Origin of the sequence: Pseudonocardia kujensis (assembly GCF_021283305.1) — a bacterium.
Classification (GTDB): domain Bacteria; phylum Actinomycetota; class Actinomycetes; order Mycobacteriales; family Pseudonocardiaceae; genus Pseudonocardia; species Pseudonocardia kujensis.
On record NZ_JAJSOK010000035.1, the window covers coordinates 1 to 21091 of the forward strand.

Sequence of the window (21091 nt, forward strand, 5' to 3'; positions counted from 1 at the left end):
GCGGGCGTGCCGGGGGTGGGGGGGGCGGCGGGGGCGACCGCGGTCCGGGCCGCGACCGCCGCGACCGCCGGCGCGGCCCACGAGGACGCCGTGCGGTGGCTGGCGACCGCCCTGACGCACCTCGACCCCGCGGGCCCCGTACCCGGCCGGGGGGAGGTGCTGTGCGCTCTGGGCGAGGCGGCGCTGGCCGCGGGCGATCCGGGACGCTCCCGGGCGGTCTACCTCGAGGCGGCCGCCGACGCCCGCCGGCACGACCGTCCCGACCTGCTCGCGACCGCCGCGCTCGGTGCGACCGGGGGCACCACCGGCTTCGAGATCGACCTGCGCGACCCGGGCCGCTGCGCTCTGCTCGAGGAGGCGCTGGCCGCCGTCCCGCCGGGCGAGCCGGCCCTGCGGGCGGCCCTCGCGGCCCGGCTCTCGGTCGCGCTGGCCTTCACCGGCGACGAGCCGCGCCGGCTGGCCCTGGCCGACGAGGCCGTCGCCGGCGCCCGCAGGCTGGGCGATCCCCGGGTGCTGGCCGCGGCCCTCGCGGCCCGCTGCGACGCGACGGCCGGGCCGGCGCACGTCGCCGAGCGGCGCGCGGCGGCGGACGAGATCGTGGCCTGCGCGCGTCGGATCCCGGACCGGGCGAGGGAGCTCCTGGGCCGGCGCCTGCGCACGGTCGCGCTGGCCGAGGCGGGCCGCTGGGCGGACGTCGACGTCGAGATCGCCGCGTACGCGCACGTCGCGCAGCCGCTGCGGCAGGCCGGGCTGAGCTGGTGCGTCCCGCTGTGGCGCGGCGCCCGCGCGCTCGCCGCCGGGGACGAGGAGGCCTGGCGGCGGCACGACGCCGAGCTCGCCGGGCTGGTCACGCGCTCGCGCAGCGGCAACGCCGAGATCCTGCTGCTCACCCAACGGTTCGTCGCGGCGGTGCTCGGCGGCCGGCCCGAGGACGCGGACCTCGAGGGTTTCCTGCGCCTGGCGCCGGCCCTCGGCCCGTCGGTCTACGCGACCCACGCCCTGCTGCGCGCGCTCGCCGGCGAGCCCGGGGCGGCCGACCTGCTCGACCGCTGGCTCGACGGGCGTGCTGCCGGGCCGCACGACAGCGAGTGGCTGCCCGAGGCGGTGCAGGTGGCCCAGGCAGCGCTGCTGCTCGGCGACCGCACCGCCGCCGCGCGTACGTATGCCCTGCTGCTCCCCCACGCCGGGCTGTTCGCGGTGGAGGGCATGGTCGCCGGCACCTGGGGCTCGGTCGACGCGTTCCTGGGCCGGCTCGCCGCGCTCCGCGGGGACTCGGCCGCGGCGCGGCGGCACCTCGTCGCGGCGGTCGAGGCCGATGCGCGGGCCGGGGCCGCGCTGGAGCGGCGGACCAGGGCGTGGGCGGCAGAGCTGGACGGCGTCGGCGAGCCGGCCGGGCGGACCGAGCCGGACCAGCCGGCCGGCGAGAGCGGCGCGGTCGGCACCGCAGGACCCAGCGCGGGACCCACTGCGGGACCCGCCGAGTTCCGCCGCGAGGGTGAGCTCTGGGCCCTGAGCTACGCCGGCCGGACGGTGCGGCTGCGGAACAGCAAGGGCCTGCGCGACCTCGCCGTCCTGCTCGCCCGGCCGGGCCGCGAGGTCGCCGTGCACGAGCTGGCCGGAGTGCCTGCACCGGACGGGAGCGGCCTCGTGCTCGCCGACCGCACCGCCGTCGCCGCCTACCGCACCCGGCTGCGGGACCTCGACGAGGAGGTCGAGGACGCCGCCGCGACACACGACCCGGAGCGGTCCGCCCGCGCCACTGCGGAACGGGACGCGCTGATCGCCGAGCTCGCCGCCGTGACCGGGCTGGGCGGGCGTCCGCGCACGGCGGGGTCCGACGTCGAGCGGCGGCGCAAGGCCGTCGGCAACCGCGTGCGGGCGGCCGTGGACCGGGTCGCCGCGGTGCACCCCGAGCTGGGCCGGCACCTGCGCGCGTCGGTCCACACCGGGACCTTCTGCCGCTACGACCCCGAGCACGCGGTCACCTGGCGGCTGTAGCACCGCTACGCGGTCCGTGGCGCCTTCTCCGACGAGGGAAGGAGAACACCATGACCGAGAACCCCGCCCCGTCCGTCACCGAGGAGCTCGCCGGCCGCCTGTTCGAGGCGGGCCTGGGCGCGTTCGAGCTGGCCACGGTGCTGCTCGGCGACCGGCTGGGCCTGTACCGGGCCCTCGCCGGCAGCGGCCCGTCGACCGCGCCCGAGCTGGCCAAGGCCGCCGACGTCGACGCCCGGTACGCCCGCGAGTGGTGCGAGCAGCAGGCCACCGCGGGCCTGCTCGCCGTCGACGACCCGGCCGCGGATCCCGAACAGCGCCGGTTCGGCTTGATCCCGGGGAGCGAACCGGTGCTGCTCGACCCCGACAGCCCCGCCCGGCTCGTCCCGCTCGCCGAGTTCGTCGAGTCCCTCGGCCGGGTGCTGCCCGCCCTGACCGAGGCCTTCCGCACCGGCGCGGGCGTGCCCTACGGCGCCTACGGCGTCCAGCACGCGCAGGCGGCCCTGAGCCGGCCCTGCTTCGTCGGGCAGCTGGTGCAGGAGTGGGTGCCGCAGGTGCCCGGGCTCGATGCCCGGCTGGCCGCCGGCGGCACCGTCGCCGAGTTCGGCTGCGGCGAGGGCTGGGCGGCGATCGCGCTCGCGCTGGGCTACCCCGGTGTGCAGGTCGACGCGTTCGACGCGGACCCGCCGTCGATCGAGGCGGCCCGGGAGCACGCCGCCGCGGCGGGCGTGGCCGACCGCGTGCGGTTCGTGGTCGCCGACGTCGCGGACCCGGCGCTCACCGGCCGGTACGACACGGTGTTCGCCTTCGAGATGCTGCACGACCTCGCCCACCCGGTCGCGGCGCTGCGGACCGCGCACCGGATCACCGCCGGGCCGGTCGTGATCATGGACGAACGGGCCGACGAGACCTTCTCCCCCGGCGCCGACCCGATGCAGCGCTTCCTGTACGCGGCCAGCGTGCTGCACTGCCTGCCCGTCGGCCGCAGCGAACCGGGTTCGGCCGCCACCGGCACCGTGCTGCGCCCCGACGTGCTGCGGCGCTACGCCGCCGAGGCCGGCTTCGCGGGCGTCTCGGTGCTGCCGATCGAGCACGAGATGTTCCGCTTCTACCTGCTGGAGCCCTGAGATGGGCGCCGGGACGAGCGCCGGGACGAGCGCGGGACCCGTCGCCCCGATCAGCGGCTGGGAGGACACCACGCCGGACGGCGACTCGCTCACCCTCGCCGCGGTCCGGGCCATGACGGACCGGGCCGCGAGGTGGGCCGAGGCCGCCGGCGGCACGGTCCGGCGGGTGGGCGGGCTCGTCCTCGCCGACGCGCTGTCGCCCTGCGTGTTCCTCAATGCGGCGGTGTCGGCGGGACCCGTGGACCTCGACGCGGCGCGCGCGGTGGCCACCGCGGCGAACCCGCCCACAGTGCCCGCACTGCCCACAGTGCCCCCAGTGCCCCCAGTGCCCCCAGTGGCCCCAGTGGCCGTCATGGCCACAGTGGCCACGACGAGCCCCGGGAGGCCCTGGCTGCTCGTCACCCCGCACCCCACACCGGACCTGCGGCCCGCCGGCCTGCAACCGATGGGGCATCCGCACTTCATGGTGCGGCCCGCGGACCGCGCCGCCCCGCCGCTGCCGTCCGGCGTCACCGTGACCGAAGTGGACGATCCGGGCGGCCTCGCGGAGTGGGGGGACATCCTCGCCGCAGGCTTTCCCGCGCCCGCCTCACCGGTACCGCCCGCGCTGCTCGGCGGACCGGCACGGTTCTGGCTGGCGCACGCCGACGGCCGCCCGGTCGCGACCGCGCTGTCCTGGACCGGGCACGGCGTGGTCGACGTGGAGTGCGTGACGACCCTGCCGCGGTATCGCGGCCGCGGCCTCGGGGCGGCAGTCACCTGGGCGGCGACCCTGGCCGACCCGGCGCTGCCCGCCGTCCTGATCTCCAGCGACGACGGCCACGGCGTCTACCGGCGGATGGGCTATCTGCCCGTGTCGCGCTGGACGCTCTGGTACCGCCCCTCGCTCCTGGGACGGCGGCAGACGTAGGCGTAGGCCGGCGGGAGGTTGCGCCAGATCGTGCGGCTGACCACCACCTCGTCGAACACCTCGGACAGCATCCGGCGGAAGCGGCGGGCCGTGGTCATGGGCGCGGTGTGGGTGTAGGCGAAGGTCGCGAAGGCGCCGGTCGGGCCGATGGCCGCCGCGACCTGGTCGAGGATCGCGCGCTGGGTGGCCCCGCCGAACAGCGACCAGGGCAGCCCGCTCACCACGGCGTCGACCGCGGGCACCGAGCGGGCGGCGAGCAGCCCGGTGAGGTGCTCGGCGTCGCCGACGACGACCTCCATGTCCGGACGGGTGCGGCGCAGGTAGGCCGCGAGGCGCGGGTCGAGCTCCACGGCGAGGTGCCGTGCGCCGGCGGGCAGCCGCTCGGCGATGGCCGCCGACACCGAGCCGGTGCCCGGCCCGAGCTCGACGACGATGGGCGCGCCGTGCGTGGGGACCACCGAGGCCAGCAGGTCGGCCAGCCTCGGCGAGCTCGGGGCCACGGCCCCGATCTGGCCCGGGCTGCGCACGGCCGCGGCCAGGAAGGCCCGCCGCGGCCCGGCGGCGAACGGCGGAACGGTGCAGGTCGGGATGCTCCCGGCCACGCCACCCCGGGGGGTGGACGGGGCGGGGAGGGCGGGCTCAGCAGTCAAGTCGTCCTCCTCGTCGGGCCCGAGGGTACGCACCCCTTGCTGAGAACGAGGTGAACATCGTGGGTCAGCTGCGTCCGGATCGTCCCCTGGTGGTGAGCGCGGTCCGGATCGTCGCGAGGATCTCCTCCCGCGTGCCGTCGATCGTGAACCCGGCGGCCCGCGGGTGCCCGCCGCCGCCGAGCCCGACCGCAACCGCGGCGACGTCGACCCCGCCGCGCGAGCGCAGGGAGACGGTCCAGCGCGTCCGGTCCACCTGCTTGAGCACCACGGTGACCTCGGCCTCGACGGCGGTCCGGACGTGGTCGACCACGCTCTCGACCTCCTCGGGCCGGAAGCGCCGGACGACGTCGAGCGGCACCGTGGCGTGGACCGTGGCCCGGCCCGCCGGCACGCCGTTCTCGAGTTCGGCGGTCGCCAGGATCCCGCCCAGGGCACCCAGCCAGGCGAAGGGGTGCGAGTCGACGAGCCCGCGCATCAGCGGCTCGACCTCGACCCCCACCTCGACGAGCTCGGCGGCCAGCCGGTGCGGCCCCGGCCCGCCGATGCGGAAGCCGACGGTGTCGGTGGCCAGCCCCGCGTAGAGGCAGCGGCCGATCTCGGGGTCGAGCGGCGTGCCGAGCTCGGCGAGGATGCGCCGGACGAGCATCACGGTCGCCTCGGCGCGCGGGTCGAGCACCCGGACGGTGCCGAACCCGGGGTTCGACGCGTGGTGGTCGACGAGGACCGAGCGGCCGGCGGCGTCCACCCGGCCGGCGAGCACCCCGAGACGGTGCTGGTCGGCGGTGTCGCAGGCGACCAGCACCTCCGGCGCCTCCGGCACGGCCGAGGCCGGGACCAGCAGGCCCGCGCTGTCGAGCGCGCGCAGGGACTCGGGCGCTGACTCGTCGCCGCCCCGCACACCGAAGGAGACCTGCACGGACTTCCCGCGCCGGTGCAGCGCGAGCCCGAGCGCGAGGGCGCTGCCGAGGGCGTCGGCGTCGGGCGACACGTGCCCGAGGACGACGACCTCCCGGGCGTCCTGCAGGACGGCGGCGGCGTCGCGCACCGCCCGGGTGACCGCGCGGTCGATCGCGGCGTCGGCGTCGTCCCGGTCGTCCGGGCCCAACGCCGCGAACCGGGGGTGCGCGGTCACCGGTCGCTCACTCCTCCCCGGCCGCGGCGGAGTCCGAGAAGCCCTCCTGCTCGCGGGGTGCGCGGTAGGGATCGGGGTCGCCGGCGGGCCGGGCGCCGGCGGCCAGCCGCGCCACCTCCGCGTCGGACTCGCGGGTGCGGGCGAGCAGCTCCTCCATCCGGCGGGCCTCGTCCGGGACCTCGTCGGCGACGAAGGCGAGGCTCGGGGTGTGGCGGATGCCGGTCTGCCGGCCCACCATCGTCCGCAGCACGCCCTTGGCGCTGTCGAGCGCGGCGGCGGCCCCCGCGTTGTCGGGCGCCTCGTCGACCGTGCGGCCGAGCACCGTGTAGTAGACGGTGGCCTCGCGCAGGTCCCCGGTGACCCGGGTGTCGGTGATGGTCACCATCGCCAGGCGGGGGTCCTTCACCTCGTGCTCCAGCGCGCCGGCGACGATCTGCGAGATCCGCTTCGCCAGCCGCCGGGCGCGGGCCTGGTCCACCATGACGCGCTCCTCCCTGCGGGTCGTGCGCGGCGACCGTCGACGATCGACAGATCACCACTCACGGGCCGTTCAATCCTCCGGTCCCAGCATCCGGTGCCGGGCGGACAGCAGTTCCAGCTCGGGGCGGGCGGCGACGAGCCGCTCGCAGGAGTCCAGCACCTCGGTGACGTGACCGGGGTCCGCGGCGACGCAGGACACCCCGATCAGGGCACGGCGGTGCAGGTTCAGGTGCCCGGCCTCGGCGGCGGACACCGCGAAGCGCCGCCGCAGCTCGGCCACGACGGGCCGGACGGCGGAGCGCTTCTGCTTGAGCGAGTGGACGTCCCCGAGCAGGACGTCCAGCTCCAGTGCTCCTACGTACATGTCACCTGTGGACGACGACGCGGCCGGGGTGACCCCGGCCGCGCCGCCGACATCGATCACGCGCGGGGCTTCTCCCGCATCTCGAACGTCTCGATGACGTCGTCGACCTTGATGTCGCTGTAGGTCCCCAGGGTCAGACCGCACTCGAAGCCCTCGCGGACCTCGACCACGTCGTCCTTGAAGCGCCGCAGCGAGCTGATCGGCAGGTTCTCCGCGATGACGACCGAGTCGCGCAGCAGGCGCCCGCGGGCGTTGCGGCGGATCTCGCCGTTCATCACGAGGCAACCGGCGATCGTGCCGAACTTGGAGGACTTGAAGACCTCGCGGACCTCCGCGCGGCCCAGCTCGACCTCTTCGTACTCCGGCTTGAGCATGCCCTTCAGGGCCTGCTCGATCTCCTCGATCGCCTGGTAGATCACCGAGTAGTAGCGGATCTCCACGCCCTCGCGGTTGGCCAGCTCCGTGGCCTTGCCCTCGGCACGGACGTTGAAGCCCATGACGATGACGTTGTCCGCGATGGCGAGGTTGATGTCGCCCTCGGTGATGCCACCGACGCCGCGGTGGATCACCCGCAGGTCGACGTCCTCACCCACGTCCAGCTTCATCAGGGCGTCCTCGAGGGCCTCGACGGTACCCGAGTTGTCACCCTTGATGATCAGGTTGAGGGTGCTGGTCTCCTTCAGCGCGGCGTCGAGGTCCTCGAGCGACACGCGCTTGCGGCGGCTGGCCAGCTCGGCGTTGCGCTCGCGCGCCCGCCGCCGGTCCGCGATCTGCCGGGCCACCCGGTCCTCGTCGACGACGAGGAACGTGTCACCCGCACCCGGGACTGAGGTCAGACCGATGACCTGCACCGGCCGCGACGGGAGCGCCTCGGTGACGTCCGCGCCGTGCTCGTCGACCATCCGCCGGACGCGCCCGGAGGCGTCGCCCGCGACGATCGAGTCGCCGACGCGCAGCGTGCCGCGCTGGACGAGGACGGTCGCCACCGGACCACGGCCGCGGTCGAGGTGACCCTCGATCGTGACGCCCTGGGCCTCCATGTTCGGGTTGGCCCGCAGGTCCAGCGCCGCGTCCGCGGTGAGCAGGATGGCCTCGAGCAGCTGCTCGATGTTCGTCCCCTGCTTCGCGGAGATGTCGACGAACATCGTGTCGCCGCCGTACTCCTCCGCGACCAGGTTGTACTCGGTCAGCTGCTGGCGGATCTTCGACGGGTTGGCGCCCTCGACGTCGATCTTGTTCACCGCGACCACGATCGGCACGTCGGCCGCCTGGGCGTGGTTGATCGCCTCGACCGTCTGGGGCATGACGCCGTCGTCGGCCGCGACCACGATCACCGCGATGTCCGTGGACTTCGCCCCGCGGGCACGCATGGCGGTGAACGCCTCGTGACCCGGGGTGTCGATGAAGGTGATCGGCCGCTCGACACCCTCCAGCTCCGTCTGCACCTGGTAGGCGCCGATGTGCTGGGTGATACCGCCGGCCTCGCCCTCGCGGACGTTCGCCTTCCGGATCGTGTCGAGGAGTCGGGTCTTACCGTGGTCGACGTGACCCATGATGGTCACGACCGGCGGCCGGACGGCCCAGTCCTCCTCGTCACCCTCGTCGCCGAAGGAGATGTCGAAGCTGTCGAGAAGCTCGCGGTCCTCCTCCTCCGGGCTGACGACCTGGACGTTGTAGTTCATCTCGTTGCCGAGGAGCTCGAGCACCTCGTCGGCGACCGACGCCGTGGCCGTCACCATCTCGCCCAGGTGGAACAGCACCTGGACCAGCGAAGCCGGGTTGGCGTTGATCTTCTCCGCGAAGTCGGTGAGCGACGCGCCGCGCGGCAGCCGGATCGTCTCGCCGCTGCCCTTGGGCAGGCGGACGCCACCGACCGACGGCGCCTGCATCGAGTCGAACTCCTGGCGCTTCTGCCGCTTCGACTTGCGGCCCTTGCGCGCCGGACCGCCGGGACGCCCGAAGGCACCCGCGGTCCCGCCGCGGCCACGACCGCCGCCGCCACCGGGACGACCGCGGAAGCCGCCGCCCGCCGGGGCACCGCCGCCACCGCCGCCGGGGCCGCCACCGCCACCGGGACGGAAGCCGCCGCCGCCGGGACGACCGCCCGGACCGCCGGGACGACCGCCGGGGCCACCACGACCGCCGGGGCCACCACGGCCACCGGGCGCGGGACGCCCGCCGGCCGGGCGGGCCGGCATCATGCCGGGGTTCGGGCGCGGGGGCATGTTGCCCGGGCTCGGCCGCGGACCGCCGCGACCGGCCTCACCGGAGCGCTGCGGGGGCCGCGGGCCACCGGCACCGGGGCCGGGACGCGGGGCGCCGCCCTGCTGGCCGCCCTGGCCGCCCCCCTGCTGGCCACCCTGCGCGGGCGGCGGGCCGGGGCGCGGCGCGGCCGGACGCGGCGGGGCGCCGGAGCCGACGCCGAACGGGTTGTTGCCGACGCGCGGCTGGCGCGGGCCGGGACGCGGCCCGGCGCTGCGCGGGGGCACCGTGCCGGCACCGGAACCACCGGACGCGGCCGCGGGCTGCTGCCGCGGGGCGTCCGGACGCGGGCCCGGACGCGCGCCGCCGGGCTGCGGGGCCTGCTGGGCACCGCCCTGACCGCCCTGGGGACCACCCTGCTGGGCGGGCCGCTGCTGGGGGCCGGGACGCGGACCCGGACGCGCGCCGCCGGGCTGGGCCGGGCGCTGGCCGGAACCCTGCTGGCCCGAACCCTGCTGGCCCGAACCCTGCTGGCCCGAACCCTGCTGGTCCGAACCCTGGTCCGGACGCTGCGTCGCGGGGCGCTCGGGAGCGGGCGCCGACGCCGACGCGGCCGGCGCCTCCGGGCGCGGGCCGGGCCGGGGGCCGGGCCGCGGGCCCGGACCGGGAGTGGGCGCGCCGGAACGCGACGGGCCGGGGGTCGAGCCGGTGGTCCCCGGCGCGGAGCCGGGCGCCGCACCGCCGGTCGGGCCCGACGGCGCCGCGGGGCGCGGACCCGGGGCGGGCGCACCCGAGGACTGGCCGGGACGGGGGCGGCTGCCGCCGCCACCGGGGACCCCACGACGGGGGCCGCCACCGTTGCCGGCCATGGAGTCGCGCAGCTTGCGCGCGACGGGGGCCTCGACGGTGGAGGACGGGGACTTCACGTACTCCCCGAGATCCGCGAGCTTGCTCAGGACCTGCTTGCTGGAAATGCCGAGCTCTTTCGCGAGCTCGTGCACGCGGGCCTTGCCTGCCACTGCTCTCCTATGTCTCCGAGAGGCCGGGCGGCAGGTGTCCGCTCGACCTCGAACCTAGAGTCGATGCACGTTCATGGTGCGATCTTCACGACTGGCTCATGACGGGTCGACCTTGTCTTCCGTGACTGACGGAACCGGGACTGTCCCGGCTCCCTCCTGTTGCCCCCCAGCAGGATCCGCCGCCGTGGCGGCGCTGATCCCGTCGAGGTACGACCTGACCGCGGTCACCGGCAGCGGACCCGGGACACGCAGTGCCCGCGGGAACGCCGATCGGCGCTCGGCCCGGTCGAGACACCCCGAGGCGGGATGCACCCAGGCACCCCGGCCGGGGAGGCGTCCGCGCGGATCCGGGACCAGGGCCCCGTCCACCGCGACGACGCGCAACAGACCGGTGGCCTGCTCCCGGGTGCGACACCCGACACAGGTGCGGACGGGTCCCTGCGCCCGGTTGCGGGCCGGGATCGAGTGTAGCGCGTCCTCCCTCAGCCGACCGACTCCGTCCCCGAGGTGCGCGCCACGGGGGACTCGTCCTCCGGGTCCGCGTCGAGCTCGGTCCGGCCGGCCCGGGCGCGGGGGTCCGCGTCGCTGCGGATGTCGATCCGCCAGCCGGTCAGACGGGCTGCGAGCCGTGCGTTCTGCCCCTCCTTGCCGATCGCCAGGGACAGCTGGAAGTCCGGCACCACGACCCGCGCGGTCCGGGTGCGCGCGTCGATCACCGTGACGGACACCACCTTCGACGGCGAGAGCGCGTTGCCGACGAACGTCGCCGGGTCCTCCGACCAGTCGATGATGTCGATCTTCTCGTCGTGCAGCTCGCTCATGACGTTGCGCACCCGCTGGCCCATCGGGCCGATGCAGGCGCCCTTCGGGTTGACCCCGGCGACCTTGGACCGCACCGCGATCTTCGACCGGTGCCCGGCCTCGCGGGCGACGGCGACGATCTCCACCGACCCGTCGACCAGCTCGGGGACCTCCAGCGCGAACAGCTTGCGCACGAGGTTGGGATGCGTGCGGCTCAACGTGATCTGCGTGCCGCGCATTCCCCGGCTGACGCCGACGACGTAGCAGCGGATCCGGTCGCCGTGCTCGTAGCTCTCCCCCGGCACCTGCTCGGTCGGGGGCAGCACGCCCTCGATCTGCCCCAGGGAGACCACGACCACACCGCGGGCGTTCGCGCGGGCGTCGCGCTGGATCACCCCGGAGACGATCTCGCCCTCCTGGGCGGCGAACTCGCCGTAGGTGCGCTCGTGCTCGGCGTCGCGCAGCCGCTGGACGATGACCTGCCGCGCGGTGGTGGCGGCGATCCGGCCGAAGCCCTCCGGGGTGTCGTCCCACTCGGGGCCGGGTTCGCCGTCCTCGCCGACCTCGTGCGCCATGACCCGGACCAGCCCGGTCTTGCGGTCGATGTCGATCCGCGCGTGCGGCTGATGGCCCTCGGTGTGCTTGTACGCCGTGAGCAGGGCGGTCTCGATGGCCTCGATGACCGTGTCGAACGGGATCTCCTTCTCCCGCTCGATGGCCCGCAGCGCCGCGATGTCGACGTTCATGCCTGCTCCTCGTTCCCCGGGGCCGCCCCGCCGGCCCCGTCGAGCGCCTCGACCTCCGCCTTCGGCGGCGCCTTGAACTCCACCTGCACCACGGCCCGGGTCACGTCGGCGTAGCGCAGCTCACGCGGGTGCGGCTTCTTCGCGCCCGCCTCCACCACGGTGACCGACTCCGGCCCCGCGCGCCCGACGCGCACCTCGAGCGTCTCGCCGCCGGCCAGCGTCACCCGGACCAGGCGCAGGTGCGCCCGCCGCCAGTGCAGCGGCCGGGTGAGCGGGCGGTCGATGCCCGGGGAGGTCACCTCGAGCGTGTACGAGCCCGCGATCAGGTGCTCGTGCCGGTCCAGCTCCGCCGCGGCCGAGCGGCTCAGCCGGGCGATGGCGTCGAGCCCGACGCCGGTCTCCTCGGCGTCCTCGGGCACGTCGACGACCACCTTCACGGTGTGCTTGCGCCCGGCGGCCCGCACCTCGATGTCCTCGATCTCGAACCCGGCGCCGGCGACGACGGGCTCCAGCACACCGCGCAGGGTGCCGGTGAGCTGATCGGGGGCGGGGCTCGGCATGGATCTCCTTCGCGGGCGCTCGGCAGGTCGTAACGGCCGTCCAGACTATCGCGGACCGCCGGAGGGACCGCCGGACCCGTGCCCCGCCGCCGCAGCGGCGGCTGGCAGGATGCCGGGCTGTGCACCCCGGCCCTCCGCCCCGCCCGGCAGCCCCGCGGCTGACCCGCAGGCGGGCGTTGTCGCTGGGCCTGGCGGCGGGCGGGCTGGGCCTCGCCGCCCCGGTCCTCGCCGGGTGCGCCGCCGCGTCCTCCGACGACGGCCCGGACCCGCTGATCCCGCTGGTCACCCGGGCCCGGTCGGACGCCGCCCTGGTCACCGCCGTGATCACGGCCGACCCGTCGCTGACCGGGCAGCTCGACCCGCTCCGCTCGGCCCGCACCGACCACGCCACCGCCCTCGAGCAGGAGATCGCCCGGGTCGCCGGCACCACCGCGCCCGCCACACCCGCCCCCGCGCCGACGGCCCCGCAGGCGGGCGCGGACCTGGACGCGGTGCGCCAGGCCGTGGCCGACGCCGCGCGCGAGGCCGCCGGGCTGGTCGGCAGCGTGCCCACGGCGCGGGCCGGGCTGGTCGGCTCCGTCGCCGCCTGCTGCGCGGCCTACACCACGGTGCTGGGGGCGCCGCAGACATCATGAGCGTCCCGATCGACGACGAGGCCGTCAACGCCCTTCAGGGCGCCCTGTCCGCCGAGCACGCCGCCCTCTGGTCCTACACGCTGATCCTCGCGTTCGTGCCCGCGGACCAGGCGGCCGTGGCGCGCCAGGACATCGCGGGGCACCGCACCCTGCGCAGCCAGATCGAGCAGACGCTCACGGACGTCGGGGCGCGGCCGGTGTCGGCGCAGCCGGCCTACACCACGCCGGTGCCGGTGACCGACACGCTCTCCGCCGGGCGGCTCGCCGTGACCGCGGAGGCCGACGCGCTCGCGGCCTGGCGGTCCGTGCTGGAGCACACCACCAACCAGCAGCTGCGGGTCGCGGCGCTCAAGGCGCTGTCGGAGGGGACGGTCCGCGCCTCCCGCTGGCGCGCCGCCACGGGCACCGCCCCGACCATCCCCTCCCTCCCCGGCATCGTCCGCTGAGGAGTCCCACCCGGGTCGCGCTGTGAGCTCCCGAGAGTCGCGAGATCCGGCAGCGCGAGTCGCCAGATCCAGCAGCGCGAGTCGCCAGATCCAGCAGCGCGAGTCGCCAGATCCAGCAGCGCGAGTCGCCAGATCCGACAGCGCGAGTCGCCAGATCCGACAGCGCGAGTCGCCAGATCCGACAGCGCGAGTCGCCAGATCCGACAGCGCGAGTCGCCAGATCCGACAGCGCGAGTCGCCAGATCCAGCAGCGCGAGTCGCCAGATCCGACAGCGCGAGAAGGCGGTTTCGAGCGGCCGAACCGCAGGGGTGCTCAGGTCAGGGCGGCGAGGGCGCGCTCGACGTCGGCGTCGGTGCTGTAGAGGCCGAACGAGAGCCTGGCCCCGCCGCCGCGCGCGGTCGCGACGATCCCGGCCCCGGCGAGCCGGCGCGCCGCGTCGGGCAGGCCGATGTGCACGATCGCCGAGCCCGCGGGCGGGAGGCCGAGGCCGGCGCGGAACCGGTCGGCCAGGCCGGCGCAGTGCGCTCGGACGGCCACTAGATCGAGCCCGGCGAGCCAGCCGAGGGACTCCGCGGCGCCGACGTGGCAGTACCAGGCCGGCGAGGTGTCCAGCCCGCGCGCCTCGGCGGCGAGCTTCGGCGGCAGGCCCGTGGTGCTGCTCCACGGGTCCTCCGCGGCGTACCAATTCGCGGCGTGCGGGACGAGCTCGAGCTCCGGGCGCACCGCCATCCAGGCAGCGCCGCGCGGGGCGAAGAGCCACTTGTAGCAGGCGCCTGCGACCGCGTCGGCCCAGCCGAGGTCGAGCGGCATCCACCCGGCGGCCTGGGTGACGTCGAGCAGCACCCGGGTGCCCGAGGCACGCGCGGCGCGCAGCGCGTCGAGGTCGGCGAGCCGCCCGTCGAGGGACTGGACCACGCTGACCGCGACGACGTCGGCCTCCGGCGCCCGCTCCCCCAGCTCCTCGAGCGGCACCTCGGTGACCGTGATCCCGCGGCCCTGCACCGCGAACGGGTAGCTGACACTGCTGAACTCGCCCTCCGCCACGAGGACCTGCGCGCCGTCCGGCGTCGCGGCCGCGACGAGTCCGACCAGCGGCGACACCGAGCCCGCGACGGCGACCCGGTCGGCGCCGACCCCCACGAGGCGGCCGAAGGAGGCGCGGGCGCCGGCCACCACGCCGTCGAAGTCCGTGGCCCGGCCGGTCCCGTGCCGCCAGGCGTCGAGGGCGCGGTCGACGGCGTCGGCCGTCTCGCGCGGGGGGACCCCGACACTGGCGGTGTTCAGGTAGCCGTCGGGCACGTCGAAGATCCGTCCGAACGCCTCTCGCACGCCCCGACCCTACGGCGGCGCGCTGCGGCGGGCTGACCGAATTCCGGCGGCGTGCCGGCCCGCACCACAACTCCCGACTCGCGCCACCACAACTCCCGACTCGCGCCACCGGAACCCCCGACTCGCGCCACCGGAACTCCCGACTCGCGGAAACCCATGGCCCGACTCGGGGGAAGCCGCGCAGCGTGGCGCGCGGGAGGCCGGGTGCGCGGGGCTCTTCTAGGGTCGGGGCATGCACAGCGAGCTGATCGAGGTCCGCACCGGCGGCGAGGAGCGGGTCGTCGACCTGACCTCGCGCATCGCCGACCACCTGCGCTCCGTCGACGCGCGGGAGGGCCTGCTCAACGTCTGGGTGCCGCACGCCACCGCCGGCGTCGCGGTGATCGAGACCGGCGCCGGCAGCGACACCGACCTGCTCACCGCGCTGCGCGACCTCCTGCCGGCCGACGACCGCTGGACCCACCGCCACGGCAGCCGCGGGCACGGCCGCGACCACGTGCTGCCGGCCATCGTCGCGCCCTCCATGTCGGTCCCGGTGATCGACGGCGCACTCGCGCTGGGCACCTGGCAGTCGGTGTGCCTGGTGGACACGAACGTCGACAACGCGGTGCGCTCGGTCCGGCTGTCGTTCCTGCCCGGCTGATCAGCCGGATCACAGATCGCGGACCCTGCGGGCGGCCGCGCCGAGGCCGGTGGCGGGGCGCAGCTCGCGGAGCCGGTGGATCGCGGCGACCTCTCCCTGCCGCAGCTTCACCTCGCGGATCTCGGCGAGTTCGTCGTCGTCGAGGTCCAGCGGCAGGTAGGCGACGGTGATGCGGCGCAACGGCTCCACCATGAGCAGCGCCGCGGCGGCCACGACCCCGGCGGCGGTGTAGGCGCCGGCGAGGACCAGGACGAGCGCCGCCAGCAGCCCGGCCGCCGGAATCGCCCAGAGCAGCCAGGGCAGCCGCCGGCGCAGCGCGTCCACCGCGTCCATGGCGGAAGGACACCACACCCGGGGCCACGCCCGCCACCATGATCGAGTGCCGGCCGCGCGCTACCCTCCCGCGCGTGGACGCCCCGGACGAGCCCCGCCGGCCTGCGGGAGGCCCGGAGCCCACCCCGTCCGACGCCCCGCAGTACCCCGGCCAGCGCTACCCCGCCGTCCCGGGGCGGGAGGGCGAGCCCGAGATCCCGGGCGAGCAGCCCTGGGGCCCTCCGGACACCCCGCCGCAGTCGGAACCGTCCTGGGCCCCGCCGCCGGTCGAGCGTCGGGAAGGGCACACCGGCCGGTGGATCGCCGGGCTCACCGCCGTGATCGTGCTGGCCCTCGCGGCGATCGGCGGCGGCGCCTGGTTCCTCGCCACCGCGCTGTCCGGGCCGACCGTGCCGGCGGGCTACCGGCCCGTCGCCACGCCGTCCCTGACCTACGCCGTGCCCGGAGACTGGACCCCGCTCGACGGTGTCGGCGCCCGCGGGCTCGGCGTCGCGTTCACCGGCGGCGCCGATGCGCCCGGCTACGTCTGCCGCGGCAACCCCTACAAGCGCGGCACCGCGACCAGCGCGCTCGTGCAGGCCCCCGACGACCCGGCCACCCTCGCCCGCCGCTTCGCCGCCGACTTCGGCCGCTCCTTCTACACGAGCACCGCCGGCCACGGTCCGCGCGTCGAGGTCGGCGCGCCGCGGACCGTCGAGATCGGCGACGCGACCGGGGTGGTCGTCGAGGCCGTCTCCACCACCCCGGGCGACGACGGCTGCCTGGCCACCGAGGGCCGCACGGCGGTGCTCGCCGTGCCGACCGCGGGCGGCACCGCGCTGCTGCTCGCGAACGCCGACACGGCCGGCGGCCCGCCGACCCCGCCGCTGGTCCCGCCGTCGACCGTCGACGACGTCATCGGCACCGCGGCCCTCCCCCGGTGAGCCGGTAACGCCGCCGCACCCCCGCCCGAGATCGCGTACGGTCCCGCCACGCCCACGGTGGCGCGTCCGCGGGGTCCGAAGGGGGCACGGTGCAGGGCACGACGTTCGGCCCCTACACGATCGAGGAGCTGCTCGGCCGCGGCGGCATGGGCGAGGTCTACCGCGCCTTCGACACCGACACCGACCGCGAGGTCGCGCTCAAGGTCCTGCCGCCCGCGCTGGCCGGCGACGCCGACTACACCGAGCGCTTCCGCCGCGAGTGCCGGGCGGCAGCGCGGCTGCGCGAACCGCACATCGTCCCCATCCACCGCTTCGGCGAGATCGACGGCCGGCTGTACCTGGACATGCGCCTGGTCGAGGGGGCCGACCTCGGCTCCTGGTTGGCGGCGCACGGCCCGCTCTCCCCCGCCGCGGCCGTCGCGGTGATCTCCCAGGTCGCGAGCGCCCTCGACGCCGCGCACGAGGAGGGGATGGTGCACCGCGACGTCAAGCCGTCGAACATCCTGCTCGCGGGGGCCGACCACGCGGCCGGGATCGACCCGGGCGAGGTGTTCGCCTACCTGTTCGACTTCGGCATCGCCAGCTCCACCGCGGCCGGCGAGGACGGTGAGCAGCTCACCCGCAGCGGCACGGTCCCCGGCTCGGTCGCGTACCTGGCGCCGGAGCGGTTCCACGGGGTGCCGGCCGACCGCCGGGTCGACGTCTACGCCCTCGCCTGCGTGCTGCACCAGGCCCTGTCCGGACGACAGCCATTCACCGGCGACCTGCCCACGCTGATGCATGCGCACCTCGTCGTGCCGCCGCCCCCGATCGGCCGGCCCGGCGTGCCGGGGGCGCTCGACGAGGTCGTCGCGCGCGGGATGGCGAAGGACCCCGACCACCGGTTCCCGACGGCCGGCGCGCTGGCCGCCGCGGCCCGCGCGGCCCTGGGGGCCCCGGTCGGGCCGATCCCGGCCGCACCCCCGGTACCGGCCGGCGGGCCCCGGCCGTCGAGCTTCGGGTCCGGCCCGCCCGCCCCGGCGCCGGGCGACCTGCCCGCCGCGGCCACCGGCCCGGCCCCGGGCGACCGTGGCGGGAGGCCCGCCTGGAGCGACCCGCGCCACGCGCCGGCCGACGCATCGTCGGCGCCCGACATGCCCCGACGATGGCAGGCCCCGCCGCCCCGTACCGGCCCCTCCCGGGCCGCGATCGGGGTCGTGGTCGCCGGAGTGCTGATCGTGCTCGCCGGGCTGGCCGCCGTGGGCGTCCTGCTGGTCCGCGGCGGCGGCTCGACCTCCGACCCGACGCCGGCGGCGGCCCCCACCCCGGCGCCGACGGCCGCGACCCCGGCGCAGAGCGTGGTCCCGACCGTCGCGGCCGGATCCGGCGACGCCGCCCTGCTCGCCGACCTCCCGGCCGGGTTCTCGGCGCGCAACTGCAGCGCCGACGCGAACACCGCCGCCACCATCGGCGCGGTGTCCTACCTGGTGTGCGAGGACGGTCCCGCCGACGGCCCGGACGGCGGCACCTTCACCCGGTACGACCAGCAGAGCCGGCTCGACGACGGCTTCGACGGCGCGGCGCGGGCGGCGAACGTCCCGCTCGTCGAGAACGGCCAGCACTCGAGCTGCAAGACCGGCACGACCATCGCAACCGGCTACAGCCAGAACGACGTGTTCGCCGGCCGCGTCGGCTGCTACCGCGACGCCGCGAGCGGCGCGGCCTACCTGTTCTGGGCCGACGACAAGGCCCTCGCCTTCGGTTACCTGCGCCGAAGCGACGGCGACATGACGGCGCTCTACGACTGGTGGAGCGCCCACGACTTCAGCGCGCCCGGACGCTGACCCACCCGGGCGAGGTCCGCCCTCTCCTCGCCCGGCGCGACCCCTAGCCGCTCGCGGCCCCGCTCCTCGCCGAGCCCGCGCGCGTGCTCGTCCAGCTGCAGCCGGCCGTCCCACGTCGTGTGGCGGACGCCGCGCTCCTCCAGCAGCTCGACGACGGCGGCCGGGTCCGGCACGGGGGCCGGGGCGAGGTCGTCGGCGTCGGCAAGGAGGCTGCCGACGGTCTCCAGCACACAGGGTGGGCGGGTCGACGGCACGATGTGCCCGATCGGCCCGACGGGGCCGCGCTTGATCCAGCCGCAGGCGTAGACCCCGGGGACGTGCTGGTCGTCGAAGTCGAGGACCCGGCCCGCAGCGTGCGGCAGGGTGCCGGACAGGGCGTCGAACGGCAGCTCGGGCAGCTCCGAGCCGATGTACCCCGTTGCCCGGTACAGGGCCTGGAGCGGGTGATCGGTGAACACACCGGTGCCACGGACGCCGCCGCGGCCGTCGAGCTCTATCCGCTCGGTGCGCAGCCCGGTGACGCGGTCCGCGCCGAGCACGGCGACCGGCGCCGCCAGGAAATGCAGGTGCAGCCGGCGCAGCGCCGGGTCGTGGGCGGGGCGGCGGTCGCGCAACGCCCAGTCCTGCAGGGTCCTCACCACCATCCGGGTCTGCTCGCCCGCCCGCAGCGCGGCGAGCGACCCCTCGTCGAACTCGACGTCCTCCGGGTCGACAACGACCTCGACGCCCGGCACGTGGTCCAGCTCGCGCAGCTCCTTCGGCGTGAAGCGGGCCTGGACGAGGCCGCGGCGGGCGAAGACGTGCACGTCGGTGGCCCGGTTGACGGCGAGCCCGCGGTGGAGTTCGTGCGGGATCTCGGTGACGGGCACGTCCTCGGCGTGCTTGGCCAGCACCCGGGCGACATCGAGCGCGACGTTGCCCGCCCCGATCACGCCGACGTGCCGCGGCTGCGGGGACCAGTCGCGCGAGACGTCCGGGTGGCCGTCGAACCCCTTCACGAACTCGGCCGCGCCGTGGCTGCCGGGCAGGTCGATGCCGGGGATGTCGAGGTCGCGGTCCCGCCGCAGCTCACGCCCCATACCCACTCCTCGCTCGTGTCGATCGACTCCGACCTAGCGAAGAAAGGTATGCCTTACCTAATGAGGACGACACGCCCTGCTGCAGGGCCCGGCAACCACCGCCCGACGCGATCAGCCGCGGACCAGGGCGGCGAGCGCGTCGGCGGCACCCTCGCGCGGGATCTCGGAGCGCTCGCCGGTCCGGCGGTCCTTGACCTCCAGCTTCCCCTCGGCCAGGCCGCGCCCCACGACGACGATCGTGGGCACGCCGATCAGCTCGGCGTCGGCGAACTTCACGCCGGGGCTGGCCTTGCGGTCGTCGAGGATCACCTGCAGGCCCGCGGCCTCCAGCTCGGCGGCGACGGCCTCGCCGCCCTCGAGCAGCTCCGCGCTCTTGCCGGCGACCACGACGTGGACGTCGAACGGGGCCACCGCGCGCGGCCACACCAGGCCGGACCCGTCGTGGTTCTGCTCGGCGATCGCCGCGACGAGCCGCGAGACGCCGATCCCGTAGGAGCCCATGGTGATCCGGACGGGCTTGGAGTCCGGCCCGAGCGCGTCGAGGGCGAAGGCGTCGGCGTACTTGCGGCCGAGCTGGAAGATGTGCCCGATCTCGATGCCGCGCGCGGCCTCCAGCACCCCGGTGCCGTCCGGCGAGGGGTCGCCGGCGCGGACCTCGGCGGCCTCGATCGTGCCGTCCGGGGTGAAGTCCCGGCCCGCCACGAGGTCGACGACGTGGTGGTCGAGCTTGTCCGCGCCCGTCACCCAGGCGGTGCCGGTGACGATCCGCGGGTCGACCAGGTACCGCACGCCGTTGGTCTGCAGCGACTCCGGGCCGATGTAGCCCTTGACCAGGAACGGGTTGGCCGCGAAGTCCTTCTCCTCCAGCAGCGCCACCTCGGCCGGCTCCAGCGAGGCCTCGAGGCGCTTCATGTCGACCTCGCGGTCCCCGGGCACGCCGATCCCGAGCAGCTCCCACTCGGTCGCGCCGGGCTGCTTGGTCTTGACCAGCACGTTCTTCAGCGTGTCGGCCGCGGTGAACGTGCGGTCCGTGTGCGCGTTGAGGAAGTCGACGAGCGTCTCGATCGTCGGGGTGTCCGGCGTGTGGTGGACGACGGCGGCGGGCTTGTCCTCGACCGGCAGCGCGGGCGGCGCGGGCGTGGTCACGGCCTCGACGTTCGCCGCGTACCCGCCGGGGCCGCGCACGAAGGTGTCCTCGCCGGTCTCCGACTCGGCCAGGAACTCCTCCGACGCCGACCCGCCCATCGCGCCCGAGGTCGCGGCGACGATGACGTACTTCAGCCCGAGCCGGTCGAAGATCGTGATGTACGCCTTGCGGTGCTTGGCGTACGACTCGGAGAGGCCCTCGTCCGACAGGTCGAAGGAGTACGAGTCCTTCATGAGGAACTCGCGGCCACGCAGGATGCCCGCGCGGGGGCGCTCCTCGTCCCGGTACTTGGTCTGGATCTGGTACAGGATGACCGGGTAGTCCTTGTACGACGAGTACTCGCCCTTGACCGCGAGCGTGAACAGCTCCTCGTGCGTGGGGCCGAGCAGGTAGTCGCCGCCCTTGCGGTCCTTGAGCCGGAACAGGTTCGGCCCGTACTCGGTCCAGCGGTTCGTGGCCTCGTAGGGCTCGCGGGGCAGCAGCGCGGGGAACTGGATCTCCTGGGCGCCCATGGCGTCCATCTCCTCGCGCACGACGTTCTCGACGCGCCGCAGCACCTTGAGCCCGAGCGGCAGCCAGGAGTAGACGCCCGGGGCCACGCGGCGGACGTAGCCCGCGCGGACCAGCAGCTTGTGGCTGGGCACCTCCGCGTCGGCCGGGTCCTCGCGGAGGGTGCGGAGGAACAGCGACGACATCCTGGTCAACACGCTGAGCAGGGTACTGAGCGTGTCCTCGGGACCTCATCC

General features: G+C 75.9%; 19 protein-coding genes and 1 pseudogene. 8 read left to right on the forward strand and 12 right to left on the reverse strand.

Annotated elements, in window-relative coordinates:
* From LWC35_RS22605 to LWC35_RS22615, 3 genes and pseudogenes are all read left to right on the forward strand, one after another.
* Positions 1-1998: pseudogene (locus LWC35_RS22605) on the forward strand (hypothetical protein); the annotation flags it as partial.
* A 50-nt stretch (positions 1999-2048) separates the two neighbouring features.
* Entirely contained in the window at positions 2049-3122 is a 1074-nt protein-coding gene (locus LWC35_RS22610) for a class I SAM-dependent methyltransferase (protein WP_232872219.1), read from the forward strand.
* A 1-nt stretch (position 3123) separates the two neighbouring features.
* Positions 3124-4032 carry a GNAT family N-acetyltransferase gene (locus LWC35_RS22615; protein WP_232872221.1) on the forward strand — a complete coding sequence of 303 codons (909 nt, stop codon included), beginning with the start codon at positions 3124-3126 and terminating at the stop codon, positions 4030-4032.
* Here the strand turns inward: LWC35_RS22615 and LWC35_RS22620 are convergent.
* The 8 genes from LWC35_RS22620 to rimP all read right to left on the reverse strand — a co-directional run bounded on the left by LWC35_RS22620 (position 3966) and on the right by rimP (position 11986).
* Complete coding sequence (locus LWC35_RS22620; protein ID WP_232872304.1) at positions 3966-4559, reverse strand: class I SAM-dependent methyltransferase; 594 nt, start codon at positions 4557-4559, stop codon at positions 3966-3968. The genes LWC35_RS22615 and LWC35_RS22620 overlap by 67 nt on opposite strands.
* Before the next feature lie 187 nt (positions 4560-4746).
* On the reverse strand, positions 4747-5751 hold the full coding sequence (locus LWC35_RS22625) for a DHH family phosphoesterase (RefSeq protein WP_372463081.1): 1005 nt from the start codon (positions 5749-5751) through the stop codon (positions 4747-4749).
* Positions 5752-5821: 70 nt separating this feature from the next.
* The gene (rbfA, locus tag LWC35_RS22630; protein ID WP_232872223.1) at positions 5822-6295 is read right to left on the reverse strand and encodes a 30S ribosome-binding factor RbfA; all 474 of its coding nucleotides are present in this window, start codon (positions 6293-6295) and stop codon (positions 5822-5824) included.
* A gap of 69 nt (positions 6296-6364) precedes the next feature.
* Entirely contained in the window at positions 6365-6658 is a 294-nt protein-coding gene (locus LWC35_RS22635) for a DUF503 domain-containing protein (protein WP_232872306.1), read from the reverse strand.
* 56 nt (positions 6659-6714) lie between these two features.
* Positions 6715-9879 carry a translation initiation factor IF-2 gene (gene infB, locus LWC35_RS22640; protein WP_232872225.1) on the reverse strand — a complete coding sequence of 1055 codons (3165 nt, stop codon included), beginning with the start codon at positions 9877-9879 and terminating at the stop codon, positions 6715-6717.
* A 96-nt stretch (positions 9880-9975) separates the two neighbouring features.
* A complete protein-coding gene (locus LWC35_RS22645; protein ID WP_232872307.1) occupies positions 9976-10248 on the reverse strand; it encodes a YlxR family protein in 273 nt (90 codons plus the stop codon).
* A 113-nt stretch (positions 10249-10361) separates the two neighbouring features.
* Entirely contained in the window at positions 10362-11426 is a 1065-nt protein-coding gene (nusA, locus tag LWC35_RS22650) for a transcription termination factor NusA (protein ID WP_232872226.1), read from the reverse strand.
* Positions 11423-11986 carry a ribosome maturation factor RimP gene (rimP, locus tag LWC35_RS22655; RefSeq protein WP_232872228.1) on the reverse strand — a complete coding sequence of 188 codons (564 nt, stop codon included), beginning with the start codon at positions 11984-11986 and terminating at the stop codon, positions 11423-11425. Before rimP ends, nusA begins: the two co-directional genes overlap by 4 nt.
* Positions 11987-12105: 119 nt before the next feature.
* Here rimP and LWC35_RS22660 point away from each other — a divergent pair, with 119 nt between their 5' ends.
* A complete protein-coding gene (locus LWC35_RS22660) occupies positions 12106-12621 on the forward strand; it encodes a hypothetical protein (protein ID WP_232872230.1) in 516 nt (171 codons plus the stop codon).
* Positions 12618-13067, forward strand: coding sequence for a ferritin-like domain-containing protein (locus LWC35_RS22665; protein ID WP_232872231.1), 450 nt, complete (start codon positions 12618-12620; stop codon positions 13065-13067). The genes LWC35_RS22660 and LWC35_RS22665 overlap by 4 nt, the downstream gene beginning before the upstream one ends.
* A gap of 313 nt (positions 13068-13380) precedes the next feature.
* Here the strand turns inward: LWC35_RS22665 and LWC35_RS22670 are convergent, their stop codons facing one another.
* A complete protein-coding gene (locus LWC35_RS22670) occupies positions 13381-14397 on the reverse strand; it encodes an aminotransferase class V-fold PLP-dependent enzyme (RefSeq protein WP_232872233.1) in 1017 nt (338 codons plus the stop codon).
* A gap of 232 nt (positions 14398-14629) precedes the next feature.
* On the opposite strand from LWC35_RS22670, the gene LWC35_RS22675 reads away from it, so the two are divergent.
* Positions 14630-15040, forward strand: coding sequence for a secondary thiamine-phosphate synthase enzyme YjbQ (locus tag LWC35_RS22675; RefSeq protein WP_232872234.1), 411 nt, complete (start codon positions 14630-14632; stop codon positions 15038-15040).
* A gap of 9 nt (positions 15041-15049) precedes the next feature.
* On the opposite strand, the gene LWC35_RS22680 is transcribed toward LWC35_RS22675, so the two are convergent.
* A complete protein-coding gene (locus LWC35_RS22680) occupies positions 15050-15373 on the reverse strand; it encodes a hypothetical protein (protein ID WP_232872236.1) in 324 nt (107 codons plus the stop codon).
* Between the two features lie 74 nt (positions 15374-15447).
* Between LWC35_RS22680 and LWC35_RS22685 the strand changes: the two genes are divergently transcribed.
* Positions 15448-16296, forward strand: a complete 849-nt coding sequence (locus LWC35_RS22685; RefSeq protein ID WP_232872237.1) for a DUF8017 domain-containing protein — start codon at positions 15448-15450, stop codon at positions 16294-16296.
* 89 nt (positions 16297-16385) lie between these two features.
* Complete coding sequence (locus tag LWC35_RS22690) at positions 16386-18119, forward strand: serine/threonine-protein kinase (RefSeq protein ID WP_232872238.1); 1734 nt, start codon at positions 16386-16388, stop codon at positions 18117-18119.
* On the opposite strand, the gene LWC35_RS22695 is transcribed toward LWC35_RS22690, so the two are convergent.
* Both LWC35_RS22695 and LWC35_RS22700 read right to left on the reverse strand, forming a co-directional pair.
* On the reverse strand, positions 18074-19198 hold the full coding sequence (locus tag LWC35_RS22695; protein ID WP_232872240.1) for a ferredoxin--NADP reductase domain-containing protein: 1125 nt from the start codon (positions 19196-19198) through the stop codon (positions 18074-18076). The two genes, LWC35_RS22690 and LWC35_RS22695, sit on opposite strands and share 46 nt — an antisense overlap.
* 111 nt (positions 19199-19309) lie before the next feature.
* The gene (locus LWC35_RS22700; RefSeq protein ID WP_232872242.1) at positions 19310-21052 is read right to left on the reverse strand and encodes a proline--tRNA ligase; all 1743 of its coding nucleotides are present in this window, start codon (positions 21050-21052) and stop codon (positions 19310-19312) included.
* Between the last annotated feature and the right edge of the window lie 39 nt (positions 21053-21091).